Source organism: Sphingomonas sp. BL-S-30, assembly GCF_055521475.1.
Genome location: NZ_CM145481.1, coordinates 1,648,409 through 1,663,968 on the forward strand (window position 1 = coordinate 1,648,409; position 15,560 = coordinate 1,663,968).

Genomic DNA, 15,560 nt, shown 5'->3' on the forward strand with positions numbered 1-15,560 from the left:
CCGCCGGCGCTTTGCGCTTCGGCAGCGTGTCGAAACGCGTGCAACCCGTTTCGTCTCTGCCCGAAACGGCCTGTTCAGAATAGCATAAAACGTGCCTATCAGCGCGGAGAAGGGCGGTTCAGCGTCTGCGGATGACCAGATTACGGATCTCGGTCATGTCCTCCATCGCGAACCGCACGCCTTCGCGGCCGAGCCCCGAGTCTTTCACCCCGCCATAAGGCATGTTGTCGACGCGGTAGCTCGGCACGTCGTTGATCACGATCCCGCCGACCTCGAGCCGGTCCCAGGCGTCGAACATCTTGAACAGGTCGCGGGTAAAGATACCCGCCTGCAGGCCGAACTTGCTGTCATTCACTTCGGCAAGAGCGGAACCGAAGTCACTGAACTTGCTGAGCAAGGCAACTGGCCCGAACGCCTCTTCACGATATACCGCGCTCGCCCGGTCGACGTCCTCCAGCAACGTCGCCTCGAGCATCGCGCCCTTACGCTTGCCGCCACAGAGCAGCCGGGCACCACCAGACACCGCCTGCTGAATCCACTCGTCGAGCCGCCGCGCCTCGCCCTCGGAGATCATCGGCCCGATAAAGGTCGACCGGTCCTTGGGGTCGCCCGCCACCAAAGTCTTCGTCTTCGCGACCAGCATGTCCCGGAACCGGTCATAGACCGCCTCATGGATGATGATCCGCTGCACTCCGATGCAGCTCTGCCCCGACTGGTAGAAAGCGCCGAAGATCACCCGCTCCAGCGCATCGTCGAGATCGGCGTCCTGGTCGATGATCACCGCGGCATTGCCGCCAAGCTCAAGCACGATCTTCTTCTTGCCCGCCTTCGCCTTCAGGTCCCAGCCGACGGCGGGTGACCCGGTGAAGCTCAGCAGCTTCAGCCTTTCGTCCTCGGTGAACAGCTCGGCGCCCTCGCGGTGCGCCGGCAGGATGGAGAAGGCGCCCTCGGGCAGGTCGGTCTCGGCCAGCACTTCGCCGATGATGATCGCGCCGAGCGGCGTGCGGCTCGCCGGCTTCATCACGAACGGACAGCCCACCGCCAGCGCCGGCGCGATCTTGTGCGCGGCCAGGTTGAGCGGGAAGTTGAAGGGCGAGATGAACGAGCAGGGGCCGATCGGTACCCGCTTCCAGATGCCCTGATACCCCTTCGCCCGCGCAGAAATGTCGAGCGGCTGGACTTCACCGGTCATCCGCACCGATTCCTCGGCGGCGATGCGGAAGGTGTCGATCAGCCGACCGACTTCGCCCTCGCTGTCCTTGATCGGCTTGCCCGCCTCGACGCACAGCGCATAAGCGAGTTCATCGAACCGCTGCGTGAACCGGTCGACGCAGTGCTGGAGCACCGCCTGGCGCTCATAGGACGCCATCCGCGCCATCGGCTCGGCCGCGCGGACGGCGCCAGCGATTCCCTCGTTGATGGTAGCCGTATCAGCTTGGGCAACGCGGAACGCTACCTCGCCGCTAAATTTGTCAGTGACTTCAAGGTCAGTATTAGGTTGGGCCGCTTTGTTATTGAGATATAGCGGATAAACCGATTTAAGATGGATCATCACTGGCTCCTGAATGGCATCGCTCGTTGAAGATAGATATGGGACACGATGGTGTCCCATATCTCTCCGGAGCAGTTCGCGCCGCGCTCCGATTAAGCCGAAACTTTCGCGCTCAGCTCCTTGATGTCATGGTTCAGTATCCGGTCGTTGTCGGCATAATCGACCGGGCAGTCGATCAGATGCACCCCGGGCGTCGCCAGCGTGTGCTTCAGCAATTCGGGCAGATGCGCCGCGCTCTCCACCCGGTGCCCGATCGCGCCGTACGCCTCGGCATATTTGACGAAATCGGGATTGCCATAGGTCAGGCCGAAATCGGCAAAACCCATATTGGCCTGTTTCCAGCGGATCATGCCATAGCTGCCGTCGTTGAGGATCAGCACGGTCAGGTCGAGCTTCAGCCGGACCGCGGTCTCCATCTCCTGGCTGTTCATCATGAAACCGCCATCGCCGCAGATCGCCATGACCTTGCGCCCGGGACAGACCATCGCTGACGCCATGGCGGAAGGCAGGCCGGCGCCCATCGTCGCCAGCGCATTGTCGAGCAGCACGGTATTCTGCTTGCGCGCCGGATAGTTGCGGGCGAACCAGATCTTGTACACGCCATTGTCGAGCGCGATGATCCCGTCGCTCGGCATCGCCGCCCGCACCGCACGCACCAGGCTCGCCGGGAAGATCGGGAAACGCTCGTCCCCGTCGAGCGAGGCGGTATGCGCCAGTTCTGCCGCCCGCGCCGCATGCATCGCGTCGAACGACCAGCCGGCGGAGGGAACGATGTCCTCCTTCATCTGCCAGATGGCATTGGCAATATCGCCCAGTACCTCGATCTGTGGGAAATAGACCGGATCCACCTCGGCCGACCGGCTGGAGACATGGATCACTTCGGTCCCGCCCGCTTTCATGAAGAAGGGCGGCTTCTCGATGACGTCATGGCCGATATTGACGATCAGGTCGGCCGCCTCGATCGCGCGGTGGACGAAATCGCCCGCCGACAGCGCCGCGCAGCCGAGGAACCTGGGATGCATCTCATCGATCACGCCCTTGCCGAGCTGCGTGGTGACGAAGGGAATGCCCGTCTTCTCGACGAACTGGAGCAGCATCCGCCCGGTCATCTTGCGATTGGCGCCCGCGCCGATCACCAGCACCGGCGATCGCGCCTGTTCGAGCCGCTTGACCGCGGCGCGTACCGCTTTCGGCTCGGCCGAGGGGCGGCGGCACAGGCTGGCCTTGAGCGGACGGCTTTCGGTCACCTCCTCGGCGACATCCTCCGGAAATTCGAGATGGGTAGCGCCCGGCTTTTCTTCCTCGGCGAGGCGGAAGCTCTCGCGCACCCGGCTCGGGATATTGTCGGCGCTGGCGAGTTGATGGGTATATTTGGTGATCGGACCCATCATCGCCACCACGTCGAGGATCTGGAACCGGCCCTGCTTGGATTTCTTGATCGGCTTCTGCCCGGTAATCATCAGGATCGGCATGCCGCCCAGCGTGGCATAGGCCGCCGCGGTGACGAGGTTGGTCGCGCCTGGCCCGAGCGTCGCGAGGCACACCCCGGTCTTGCCGGTATGCCGGCCATAGGTCGCGGCCATGAAGCCCGCGCCCTGTTCGTGCCGCGTCAGGATCAGCTTGATCGGGGAGCGCGACAGGCTGTCGAGGAAGTCGAGATTCTCCTCGCCCGGCACGCCGAAGACGTATTCGACGCCCTCTTCCTCCAGGCATTTCACGAAAAGGTCGGAGGCTTTCATCGATCGTTTCCCCGTGGCGGTGTCACCGAACAAAACGACCTGAGCGTGAGTCGACTCTGCCGGACGACTTGGCAGCTCGAAATAGTGTATTCTCCGACCAATAGAAAGCCGCGACTCGAAGCGGCCGGTCGCGTCAACCTTGGCTGATCAGCCGACAAGGGGAGGACGGAAATGGCAATGACCGACCATGTCGATCTGTCGACATTCATGGAGGGCGTAAAGAAGCGCAACCCCGGGCAAAGCGAATTCATTCAGGCGGTTCAGGAAGTAGCACAGGATATCTATGAGTTTATTGCCGACAAGGAGGAATATCATCATTACCAGATCCTCCGCCGTATCGCGGAACCCGACCGGATCGTGTCGTTCCGCGTCTGCTGGGAGGACGACAACGCCAATATCCGCGTCCAGCGCGGCTGGCGGGTGCAGAACAACAATTCGATCGGCCCGTACAAGGGCGGCATCCGCTTCCACCCCTCGGTCACCGAGAGCGTGCTCAAGTTCCTCGCCTTCGAGCAGACCTTCAAGAACGCGCTGACCGGCCTGCCCATGGGTGGCGGCAAGGGCGGGGCGAACTTCAATCCCAAGGGCAAGAGCGATCACGAGGTGATGCGTTTCTGTCAGAGCTTCATGACCGAGCTCTACCGCCATGTCGGCGCCGATGTGGACGTGCCCGCCGGCGATATCGGCGTGGGCGCGCGCGAGATCGGCTATATGTTCGGCCAGTACAAGCGCATCACCAACCAGTTCACCGGCGTGCTGACCGGCAAGGGCCTGGAATATGGCGGCTCGCTGATCCGGACCGAGGCAACCGGATATGGCGCGGTCTATTTCCTGCAGAACATGCTGAAGACCCGCGCCACCGATCTGGAGGGCAAGACCGCGGTCATTTCCGGCTCGGGCAATGTCGCCACGCACGCGGCGGAAAAGATCGCCCAGCTCGGCGGCAAGGTGTTGACCCTGTCCGACAGCGAAGGCTTCGTCCACGATCCCGACGGGTTCGATCAGGAGAAGATTGACTGGGTGAAGACCCACAAGACGAAGCGGCGGGGCCGCATCTCGGATTATGCGAAGGAGTTCACCGGCGCGCGCTTCCACGAGGGCAAGACGCCGTGGGGCGTGCCCTGCGACGCCGCCTTGCCCTGCGCCACGCAGAACGAGCTGCTCGGCATGGATGCGCGGACGCTGGTCGGGAACGGTTGCGTCGCGGTGGCGGAGGGCGCGAACATGCCGACCAATCTCGAGGGCGTGCACGTTTTCAAGGAGGCGCGCATCCTGTTCGCGCCGGGCAAGGCGGCCAATGCCGGCGGCGTCGCCGTTTCGGGCCTCGAGATGAGCCAGAACAGCGAACGCCGCGCCTGGAAGGAAGCCGAGCTGCAACAGCTGCTGCTCGACATCATGGAGGGCATCCATGATCGGTGCGTCGCTTATGGGCGCGAGCCCGACGGCTATATCGATTATGTGAAGGGCGCGAACATCGCCGGTTTCAAGAAGGTCGCCGACGCGATGCTCGCATTCGGTGTGGTCTGAGAGCGGCGGGACGGTACGGCCGACCCCGCCGCCACGAACGACGATCGTCGCCGTGTGGAGCAGGGGTTGCAAAGGAAGTGGAGGCCCGACCGGGAATCGAACCCGGGTGCAAGGATTTGCAGTCCTCTGCGTCACCACTCCGCCATCGGGCCAGAGGCGGGCGCAGATGCTTCCTTTTTGTCGCGGGGTCAACCGTGCTTGTACGGGCGGGGGCGATTCACCATCAAGCCATGGAAATGGCGCCGATCCCGCTTGACGCGGGCCGCCCGCGCACTGGATGATCCCACCATGTTCTCGATCTTTCTGACGTCGGACTATTTTCCCTTCGCGGTCGCTTTCGTCGTCATGCTGGGGATCGGCCTGGTCGAGGCAGTCGGTCTCGGGCTGGGCCATCTCGATCTCGATCCGGGTATCGACGGCCATGCCGAACTGGATGCGCACGGCGTATTCGAGTGGCTGGGCCTTGGCGGCGGGCTGCCGCTTCTGATCTGGCTCACCTCGCTCCTGTGTTGTTTCACGATCGCGGGCATCGCTGTCCAGCAGATCGCGACTGCACTTGTCGGGGCACCCCTTCACTGGGGTGTCGCGTCGGTCGCCGCGCTTGGTGCCGGCGGTCTCGCCAACATCTTTGCCGCACGCGGGCTCGGGCGGATCCTGCCTGGCTATGAATCCAGCGTCATCGATCCCGGGGACCTGCTGCGCCGTCGCGGCACTATCCTGGAAGGCACCGCACGCCGCGGTTTTCCCGCCCGGGTCCGGGTCGTCGACCAACACGACCAGGCGCATTACGTCATGGTCGAACCTCACGAAGACGCCGACACCATCGCCCAGGGCGAAACCGTCCTGCTTGTCCGCCGCGAAGGCGTGATCTTCTACGCATTGCCGGAAAACCATCCGACCCTGCGCCCGCTGCTATAACAAATCGCCCCTAGGAGAATCCCGTGCCCGCATCGCTGCTGAACATCCTGATCTACGCCGGCATCGCCATTGTCGGCCTGATCGTGATCATGCTCATCCTGACGCGGCTCTATCGCCGCGCGACCAAGGACGTGGCGTTGATCCGCACCGGCTTTGGCGGCGAGAAGGTCGTGCTCAACGGCGGCATTCTGGTTTTCCCGGTGCTGCACGAACTGATGCAGGTCCGCCTCACCACGGTGAAGCTCGAAGTGTCGCGCCTCAACAAGGACGCGCTGATCACGATGGACAAGCTCCGCGTCGACGTGGTCGGCCTGTTCCACATCAAGGTGAAGCCCGACGCCCAGTCGATCGCCGCCGCCGCCCAGACCCTTGGCGAATCGGTCAACAGCCCGGACGCGGTGAAGGCGCTGCTGGACGGCAAGCTCGTCTCGGCGCTGCGCTCGGTCGCGGCGACGATGACGATGGAGCATCTTCACGCCAATCGCGCCGACTTCATCCAGAAGGTCCAGGAAGCGCTGATGACCGACCTGGACATGAATGGCTTCCAGCTCGAATCGGTCTCGATCACCCATTTCGACCAGACCGCGTTCGAGCATTTCAACGAGAACAACGCCTTCGACGCCGAGGGCCTGACCGTGCTCACCCGCACGATCGAGGAGCGCAAGAAGATCCGCAACGACATCGTCGCGACCAACCGTGTCGAGATCGAGCAGCGTAACCTCGATGCCAATAACCAGTCGCTCGAGATCGCGCAGGCGGCGGAGCAGGCCCGGCTGACCCAGGAACAGACGCTCGCCGCCCGCCGCGCCGAACAGGCGACCGCGATCGCCACCGCGGAGGCCGAACAGACTCGCCTCGCCGAAATCGCGCGCATCACCGCCGAACAGGCGCAGACAGTGGCGCAGACCGAAGCCGACAAGGTCATCCAGACCGCGACCATCGCCCGTGACGGCGCTGTCCAGACCGCGACGATCGAGCGCGACCGCAATATCGAACTCGCCCGCATCACCACCGCGGTGCAGACCGCGCAAAAGTCGGAAGAGGAATCGACCGCTACCGCCGCCGCCAACGAGGCGCGCGCGCATGCCGTCCGCGCCGAGGAAAGCGTCGCGACGGCAAAAGCGACCGAAATCGCCAACCGTACCAAGAACGTCGCCGTCATCGCCGCGACTCAGAAGGCCGAGGAAGAGGCGGTCGGCATCACCGTCGCTGCCCGTGCCGAGAAGGAAGCCGCCGAAGCGCGCGCGATCGCGCTGCGGACCGAGGCGACGGCGGATGCGGATGCCGAAAAGGCCCGTGCCGAGGGTCGCGCCGCCGCGTTCAAGGTCGATGCCGCCGGCCAGACCGCGATCAACGAGGCCACCAATGTGCTCAACGACGCGCAGACCGCGTTGCTGATCCGCAAGGCGATGCTCGAGGCGCTGCCCGGCATCATCGCCGCAGCGAGCAAGCCGATGGAGCAGATCGACAAGATCAGCATCCTCGACGCGCGGGGCCTGCACGGCAACCCCGGCGGCGCGGATGGCGGGGAAGGAGGCGGCAATCTGGCCGACGCCGCCGTGGCTGCGGCGATGCGCTACCGGGTCGGCGGCCCGCTGATCGACGCACTGATGGCGGAACTCGGCATGGGCGGCGCCACGCTCAATGGCCTGCTCGGCGGCGCCGCGCCGGTGATCGTCACGGAGAAGGGGGACCCGGCGGAATAGGAGCGACCTGACGGGCTGGGCGCACTCGGCTAGAGCGCGTCCCCCCGGGCGGGTGCACCGTCTTCGGTTATGACGAGGCGAGTCGCGAAGTCGTCCTTCACCATGCGGCGCCCGCAACCGCGGCACACGCTTTCCCGGCGACCATCGACGATACGCGAGTGCCTGGTCGATCGCACATGATGCCCCGTCGCACATCGAAGAAGCTGCATCAGGTTCATCTGGAGCCCTCCCACTACCTGACTCGACCCCGTTCTTGCTGCATAGCACAATGGAAATGACATGCGACTGACGATTGAATGAACTCGTGCCGGAATTCGTTCTTTCCGCCACCGTTGGTCCTGCCTTCGCGCGCTTCGATAATATCGCTGCGGCTGCGCTTGGCGCGGGGCCAAGCGCACGATACAAGCCGCGCAGCGACAACATGTGTATTGCATGACTAAAACAGTTGTGCGACAGGGTGACCCGATGGAAATGACCGGAATCGATTCAGCTCGCTTCGAGACGATGCGCCACGCGATGGTGGCGAGCCAGTTGCGCACCAATGCGGTGAGCGATCCGCGCATCGTGACGGCGATGGCCCGCGTGCCGCGCGAGGCGTTCCTGCCGGCCGAGGTGCGCGAGATCGCCTATCGCGATACCGCGGTTCCGCTCGGCCATGGCCGCTTCCAGAACGTGCCGATCGCGACCGGGCGGCTGTTGACCGAAGCTTATCTGCTGCCGGCGGACCGGGTGCTGCTGATCGGCGCCGCGGGCGGTTATACCGCCGCCGTGCTCGCCGAGCTGGTCGCCCATGTCGTCGCGGTGGAAAGCGATCCCGCGCTGGCCGCAGAGGCACGCGAAGCGCTGGCGGGCCAGGCCAATGTCACGCTGATCGAGGGGGCACTGGACGCGGGTCATGAGGGCGGGGCGCCCTATGACGTGCTGGTGATCGACGGTGCCGTCGAGCATGTGCCCGATACGCTGATCGCCCAGCTCGCCGCCGGCGGGCGCGTCGTGACCGGCATTGCCGACCGCGCCGTTACCCGGCTCGCCTCGGGCCGCAAGTCGCAGGCGGGCTTCGGCCTGCTCGACTTCGCCGACATCGATTGCGTTCCACTTCCGGGATTTTCCCGGCCCAAGACCTTCACCTTCTGAAAGATGCCGCCAACCATGCGACGGACCCATTTGCTAGCCGGTGTTGCGGTGATGCTGACAACGACGGCACCAGTGGCGGCGGAGACGCTGCGCGGTGCGCTGGTGAAGGCCTATAACACCAACCCGACGCTTGCGGCCGAGCGTGCCAATGTGCGCGCCATCGACGAGAATGTACCGATCGCGCGCTCTTCCGGATTGCCGGGCGTCAATTTGACCAGCGGCTATACCGAGAATGCGCTTGATTCCTCGCCGAGCATCACGTCGCCGGACCGCCAGCTCACCGCCGCGACCACGCTCACCGTGCCGATTTTCAGCGGCGGCGCCGTGCGCAATTCAGTGCGCGCGGCCGAGACTCGTGTCGATGCCGGCCAGTTCGGCCTGCGCGGTACCGAGGCGAACCTGTTCACCAACGTCGTCGGCGCGTACATGGACGTGATCCGCGACGAAGCGATCGTCTCGCTCAACGAGCAGAATGTGAAGGTCCTCGACGTCAACCTGCAGGCATCCAAGGATCGCTTCCAGGTCGGCGACCTGACTCGCACTGACGTCGCCCAGTCGGATGCCCGCCTGGCCGTGGCGCGCAGCCAGCTTCAATCGGCGCAGGCGCGGCTGATCTCCAGCCGGGAAAGCTATATCCGTCTGGTCGGTACGCCTCCGGGCGAACTGGAGGTGCCGCCCGAACTGCCCAATCTCCCCGCCAGCCCGGATACCGCGGTCGATGTCGCGTTGAAGAACAACCCGACCCTGCTCGCCGCGCAAAAGAGCCGCGACGCTGCGGGCTATGACATCAATGTTGCGCGCGCCAATCGCTTGCCGAGAGTCAACGTCAATGTCGGCGGCAATTATTACAATTACTTCGATTCGGTCGGGACTTCGGTCGGCCTGCCCAATTCCGGGTCGGCCGGCACGGTCGGCCTCGGCGTGACGGTGCCGCTGTTCCAGGGTGGTCGTCCCGCGGCGCAGGTCCGTCAGGCGCAGGAGCGCCGGGCCCAGGCGAACGAGCAGGTGACGGAAACCGAGCGCGGCGTGATCTCGCAGGCGCGCTCGGCCTATGCGGTCTGGCGGTCGTCGCTCGAAGTGATCGCGTCGTCGGAAGTCGCGGTGAACGCCAACAAGCTGTCGCTGGAAGGTGTTCGCGCGGAAAACAGTGTGGGCAACCGCACCATCCTCGATATCCTGAACGCCGAGCAGGAACTGCTCAACTCGCAGGTCACGCTGGTGACGGCGCGGCGCGACGCCTATGTCGCCGGCTTCGCGCTGCTCGCCGCGATGGGCGATGCCGAGGCGAAGGATCTCGGACTGGAAGGCGGCCCGCTCTATGATCCGGTCGCGCATTACAAGAGCGTGCGCGGCAAGATCTGGGATTACGGCTCCGAGCCCGATCCCGTCTCGACCAGCACCAGCACCGCCAGCACGCCTGCTCAGGGCTCGGTCGTCACGCGTCCGCTCGATCCGATCCTCGACGCGCCGGCCTATCCCGCGGTTGACACAGGGACGCCGAATCCCGCAGGTGGCGTCAGGTAAGGGCCGCTGACGAGCGGTCTTCGGTCACGAGGTTCGTTCGATGGGAGATATCAGCGCCGAGCCTTCGATGGAGGATATCCTCTCGTCGATCAAACGCATCATCGCTGAAGAGGGCGAGAGCGCGGCGACGATCCGCGCCCGCCGCGCGATGGCCGGGACGGCCATGTCGAAGGCCGGGCCCGGGTCGTTCGGGCATGACGAAATATTGGAACTCAGCGACCCGGTGCGGTTCGCCGCAGCGGGCGCGCCCCGGGCTGACGGGGAATCTGCGCCGGCTGCAGCTTCGACGGCCTCTCCTCAGAAAGCATCGGCCGCGCCCGGCGCTCCGGCAGACCCGATCCTCTCCTATCGCGCGGCCGAGGCGAGCCGCGGCTCGCTCGACGCGCTGTCCCGCGTGATCGTGAAGCCCGACGTACAGGGCAGCGATACGCTCGAGTCGCTGGTGCGCGAGATGCTTCGCCCGATGTTGCGCGACTGGCTCGACGCGAATCTGCCGGCGATGGTCGAGACCCTGGTCTCGCGCGAGATCGCCAGGATCACCGGCGCGCGCTGATCGATCCGATGCCCGCGCGATTGCGGGCGGCGCGGCGTTCTGCTCTATCGGCGGCCATGAAAATGCTCCTGTCCGCGAGTGTCCTCGCGCTTGCCGCCGCCGCTGCGCCTGCTCATGCCCGCCAGCTCACCATCGACGATGTGACGATGCTCTCGCGCGTCGCATCGCCCACCGTATCGAAGGACGGTCATTGGCTCGTCTGGCAGCAGCGCGAGACCGATCTGGCTGCCGATCGCGGCCGGTTCGACCTGTGGCGGCTCGACCTGACGAAAAAGGGCGCCGTCCCGGAACAGCTCGCCGCCGAGGCCGATGTCAACGAAACGAGCCCGCAATTCTCACCCGACGGCAGCGCGGTCTATTTCCAGTCGGACAAGGGCGGCGATGACGCCGTCTGGGTCGTCGCCACGGCCGGTGGCGCGCCGAAAAAGGTAACCAGCTTCACCGGCGGCTTCAGCGGCTTCAAGGTGGCGCCGACCGGCGACAAGCTGCTCGTCTGGGCCGATCGCCGTCCCGGCGCGCCGAGCCTCGAGCCGGCCATGGTCAAGAAGGACCCGAACGCGGGTGCCGGTCGCACCTATGATCAGCTCTTCGTCCGTCACTGGGACACATGGGGCGACGGCACCCGCTCGCAGCTCTTCGTCCTGCCGCTGACTGCCGAGGGTGCCATCGGCAACGGCGTCGCGATCGAAGGCGGACTCGTCGGCGACACCCCGTCAAAGCCGATGGGCGGCGGCGAGGAACTCAACTGGTCGGCCGACGGCAAGACAATCTTCTTCGCACTCCGCGAGGCAGGCCGGATCGAGGCGACTTCGACCAATCTCGATATTTTCGCGGCACCCGCCGACGGCTCCGCCGCCCCGACCAACCTGACGCCCGACAATGACGGGATGGAAAATCTCCCGACTGCCTCGCCCGACGGCAAGTGGCTCGCCTATTTCTCGATGAAGCGCCCCGGCTATGAAGCGGATCGCCAGGTGCTGATGGTGCGCGATCTCGCCACCGGCCGGGTTCGCGCGCTGACCGAAGGCTGGGACCGGTCCGTCGCGTCGATCGCCTGGGCCGCCAACGGCAAGACCATCTACGTCACCGCCGACGACACGCAGGAAACCCCCGCCTTTGCGATCGATACCGCCAGCGGCAAGGTCACGCGACTGACTCAGCAGGGGCATGTCTCCTCGCTCACCGTCACGCCCAAGGGGCTGGTGCTGGCGATGAACAGCCTGACCGCGCCCGACGATTTCTACCTGCTCGCGGGCAAGAAGACGACGCGGCTCACCTCGGTCAACGCCTCGAAGCTCGCCGATATCGAGATGCCGACCGTCACGCGCTTCAGCTTCGCGGGCGCGAACAACGACACCGTCTGGGGCTATGCGGTGAAACCCGCCGGCCTCGCCGAGGGCGCGAAAGTGCCGGTCGCCTATATGGTCCATGGCGGCCCGCAGGGATCGAGCAACAACAGCTGGTCCTATCGCTGGAACCCCGCGGTGTTCGCCGGCGCCGGTTATGGGCTGGTCGCGGTCGATTTCCACGGATCGACCGGCTATGGCCAGGCCTTTACCGACGCGATCCGCGACAATTGGGGCGGCTGGCCGCTCGAGGATCTGCAAAAGGGCCTCGCCGCCGCGACGACCCAATTCACCTGGCTCGACGGCGACAATACCTGCGCGCTCGGCGCCTCCTATGGCGGCTATATGATGAACTGGTTCGAGGGCAAATGGCCCGACCGGTTCAAGTGCATCGTCCAGCATGACGGCGTGTTCGACGCCCGCGCGATGGCTTATGAGACCGAGGAACTGTGGTTCGACGAATGGGAGCATGGCGGGAAAACCTATTATGAGGATCCCGCCGCGTTCGAGAAATGGAACCCGGTCAATCTCGTCGACAAGTGGAAGACCCCGATGCTGGTCATCACCGGCGAGAAGGACTTCCGGATTCCGTACACTCAGGGCCTCGCTGCCTTCACCGCGCTCCAGCGCCGCGCCATCCCGTCGCGCCTGCTGGTCAACCCGAACGAGAATCATTGGGTGCTCAAGCCGAAGAACAGCCGCCAATGGTACCGCGAGGTGCTCGGCTGGATGGACAAGTGGACGGGCAAGAAGGGCGATTAACTTCCCGTTCGTGCTGAGCTTGTCGAAGCACGGCCCTTCTTCCGGCGAAGAAAGTGCAGCCCTTCGACAGGCTCAGGGCGAACGAAGGTTTATTTTCGGGGCAAAACCTCTGTAGAGGCGTCGCACCATGACCGAACTCCCGAAAACCTTCGACCCCGCCGACATCGAATCCCGCTGGTATGCCCATTGGGAAGGCGAGGGCCTGTTTCACCCCGATCGCCCGGGCGCCGAGCCCTGGACGATCGTCAACCCGCCGCCGAACGTGACGGGCAACCTCCATATCGGCCATGCGCTCGACAACACGCTGCAGGACATTCTGGTCCGGCACGCGCGGCTGAAGGGCAAGGACGCTTTGTGGGTGGTCGGCACTGACCATGCGGGCATCGCCACCCAGATGGTGGTCGAGCGCAACATGGCGCTCCACCAGCAGAAGCGCACCGATTTCACCCGCGAGGAATTCATCGCCAAGGTGTGGGAATGGAAGGCCGAGAGCGGCGGGATCATCACCAAGCAGCTCCGCCGCCTCGGTTGCTCGATGGACTGGGCGAACGAGCGCTTCACCATGGACGAAGGCTTCAGCAAGGCCGTCCTGAAAGTGTTCGTCGACCTCTATAATCAGGGCCTGCTCTACCGCGACAAGCGGCTGGTGAACTGGGATCCGGGCCTCGGCACCGCCATCTCGGATCTTGAGGTCGAGACGCGCGAGATCAACGGGCAGTTCTGGCATCTGCGCTATCCGCTGGAGGATGGTTCCGGCTTCATCTCGGTCGCCACCACGCGCCCCGAGACAATGCTTGCCGACATGGCGGTCGCGGTGAATCCCACCGATGCGCGCTACACCGCGCTGATCGGCAAGAATGTGCGCCTGCCGATCACCGGCCGCCTGATCCCGATCGTCGCTGACGAGCATGCCGATCCCGAGCTCGGATCCGGCGCGGTGAAGATCACGCCGGGCCACGACTTCAACGATTTCGAAGTGGGCAAGCGCGCCGGGTTCAAGGCCGCCGACATGCTCAACATGCTCGATGCCAGGGCGTGGGTACAGCAGACCGCCGACGAACTGATCCCGAACGATCTGATCGGTCTGTCCACCGCGGACGCCCGCAAGCGGGTCGTGGCGCTGCTGGATGAGGCTGGCCTGCTCGAACGCGTCGAGGATCGCGTGATCCAGACTCCGTTCGGCGACCGTTCGGGCGCGGTGATCGAGCCCTGGCTGACCGACCAATGGTATGTCGACGCGGCGACCCTGGCGAAGCCGGCGATCGAGGCGGTCAAAACCGGTGCGGTCAAGGTCGTGCCCAAGACCTGGGAAAAGACCTATTTCAACTGGATGGAGAACATCCAGCCCTGGTGCGTGTCGCGCCAGCTCTGGTGGGGGCACCGAATCCCGGCATGGTTCGCCGAGGACGGCCGCATCTTCGTCGCCATGGATGAGGCAGGTGCCCGGGCGCAGGCGGGCGAGGGCGTCGAATTGCGCCAGGACAGCGATGTGCTCGACACCTGGTTCTCCTCCGCGCTCTGGCCGTTTGCCACGATGGGCTGGCCCGAGGACGGCAACCCCACCCTCCACGGCCGCTACCCAAACGACGTGCTGATCTCCGGCTTCGACATCCTGTTCTTCTGGGATGCCCGCATGATGATGCAGGGCATGCACTTCATGAAGGACGTGCCGTTCCGCACCCTCTATTTGCACGGCCTGGTCCGGGCGGCGGACGGGCAGAAAATGTCCAAGTCCAAGGGCAACACCGTCGATCCGCTCGGCCTGATCGACAAATATGGTGCCGACGCGCTACGCTTCTTCATGGCGGCGATGGAAAGCCAGGGCCGCGACATCAAGATGGATGAGAAGCGGGTCGAGGGTTATCGCAACTTCGCGACCAAGCTGTGGAACGCGGCGCGCTTCTGCCAGTCCAACGGCATCGGCGCGAGCGCTACGCTGGAAGCACCCGAGGCGACGCTCGCGGTCAATCGCTGGATCATCGCCGAGACGATCCGGACGGTGCAGGCGGTCGATCTCGCGCTGGCCGATTACCGCTTCGACGGCGCCGCGAACGCCGTGTATCAGTTCGTCTGGAGCCGCTTCTGCGACTGGTATCTGGAACTGATCAAGCCGCTGCTCGGCAATGCCGATGGCCCGGCGACTGGCCTCGAAGCGGAAGAGACGCGCAAGGTCGCGGGCTGGGTGCTCGATCAGATGCTGGTCCTGCTCCATCCGTTCATGCCGTTCATCACGGAGGAGCTGTGGCACGCCCTTGGTGATCGCGACTCCGATCTGATCGTCGCCAAGTGGCCGATGGCCGATGCGCGTGCGATCGATCCGGAGGCAAGCAAGGAAATCGACTGGCTGATCCGCCTGGTCGGCGAGGTCCGCGCGGCCCGCAACGAGCTCAATGTCTCGCCCGGTGCGCGCATGCCCTTCCACGTCCGCGACGCCGACGCCGCGACCCTTGACCGGCTGAGCCGTCAGGCGCCGGCGATCGCGCGGCTGGCGCGGATCGACCGGGCCGAGGGTGAAGCACCGACGAGTGGCGCGGTCCAGGTCGTGATCGACGAGGCGACCTTCGTCCTACCGCTGGCAGGCGTGATCGATCTGGACGCCGAGCGGGCGCGCCTCACCAAGGCGATCGAAGCGGCCGCGAAGAACCGCGACATGCTCGCCGGCAAGCTGGCGAACGCCAACTTCGTGGAAAAGGGCAAACCCGAAGCGGTCGAGAAGACCCGTGCGGATCATGCCGAGAAGTCAGCCGAAGCCGAACGGCTGACGGCGGCGCTGGCGCGGTTGGGATGAGCGACCCTAAC

At 64.9% G+C, this 15,560-nt stretch carries 10 protein-coding genes and 1 tRNA gene; 8 read left to right on the top strand and 3 right to left on the bottom strand.

Going from position 1 to position 15,560, the window contains the following annotated elements; translation table 11 throughout:
• Window positions 1–118: 118 nt before the first annotated feature.
• Entirely contained in the window at window positions 119–1,552 is a 1,434-nt protein-coding gene (locus ACZ1I5_RS07595; RefSeq protein ID WP_465173095.1) for an aldehyde dehydrogenase family protein, read from the bottom strand.
• 92 nt (window positions 1,553–1,644) lie between these two features.
• Window positions 1,645–3,291 carry an acetolactate synthase large subunit gene (locus ACZ1I5_RS07600; protein WP_465173096.1) on the bottom strand — a complete coding sequence of 549 codons (1,647 nt, stop codon included), beginning with the start codon at window positions 3,289–3,291 and terminating at the stop codon, window positions 1,645–1,647.
• Window positions 3,292–3,462: 171 nt separating this feature from the next.
• Here ACZ1I5_RS07600 and gdhA point away from each other — a divergent pair, with 171 nt between their 5' ends.
• Complete coding sequence (gene gdhA, locus ACZ1I5_RS07605; protein WP_465173097.1) at window positions 3,463–4,818, top strand: NADP-specific glutamate dehydrogenase; 1,356 nt, start codon at window positions 3,463–3,465, stop codon at window positions 4,816–4,818.
• Window positions 4,819–4,896: 78 nt separating this feature from the next.
• On the opposite strand, the gene ACZ1I5_RS07610 is transcribed toward gdhA, so the two are convergent.
• Window positions 4,897–4,970, bottom strand: a tRNA-Cys gene (locus tag ACZ1I5_RS07610).
• 136 nt (window positions 4,971–5,106) lie between these two features.
• On the opposite strand from ACZ1I5_RS07610, the gene ACZ1I5_RS07615 reads away from it, so the two are divergent.
• From ACZ1I5_RS07615 to ACZ1I5_RS07645, 7 genes are all read left to right on the top strand, one after another.
• Window positions 5,107–5,736: an OB-fold-containig protein gene (locus tag ACZ1I5_RS07615; protein WP_465173098.1), complete on the top strand. Its 630-nt coding sequence runs from the start codon at window positions 5,107–5,109 to the stop codon at window positions 5,734–5,736.
• A gap of 23 nt (window positions 5,737–5,759) precedes the next feature.
• A complete protein-coding gene (locus ACZ1I5_RS07620) occupies window positions 5,760–7,442 on the top strand; it encodes a flotillin family protein (protein ID WP_465173099.1) in 1,683 nt (560 codons plus the stop codon).
• Window positions 7,443–7,907: 465 nt separating this feature from the next.
• Entirely contained in the window at window positions 7,908–8,576 is a 669-nt protein-coding gene (locus tag ACZ1I5_RS07625; protein WP_465173921.1) for a protein-L-isoaspartate O-methyltransferase family protein, read from the top strand.
• 15 nt (window positions 8,577–8,591) lie between these two features.
• On the top strand, window positions 8,592–10,100 hold the full coding sequence (locus tag ACZ1I5_RS07630; RefSeq protein ID WP_465173100.1) for a TolC family outer membrane protein: 1,509 nt from the start codon (window positions 8,592–8,594) through the stop codon (window positions 10,098–10,100).
• Between the two features lie 40 nt (window positions 10,101–10,140).
• Entirely contained in the window at window positions 10,141–10,653 is a 513-nt protein-coding gene (locus tag ACZ1I5_RS07635) for a DUF2497 domain-containing protein (protein ID WP_465173101.1), read from the top strand.
• 56 nt (window positions 10,654–10,709) lie between these two features.
• Window positions 10,710–12,761, top strand: a complete 2,052-nt coding sequence (locus ACZ1I5_RS07640) for a S9 family peptidase (RefSeq protein WP_465173102.1) — start codon at window positions 10,710–10,712, stop codon at window positions 12,759–12,761.
• 127 nt (window positions 12,762–12,888) lie between these two features.
• Entirely contained in the window at window positions 12,889–15,549 is a 2,661-nt protein-coding gene (locus ACZ1I5_RS07645) for a valine--tRNA ligase (protein WP_465173103.1), read from the top strand.
• The last annotated feature ends 11 nt before the right edge of the window (window positions 15,550–15,560 follow it).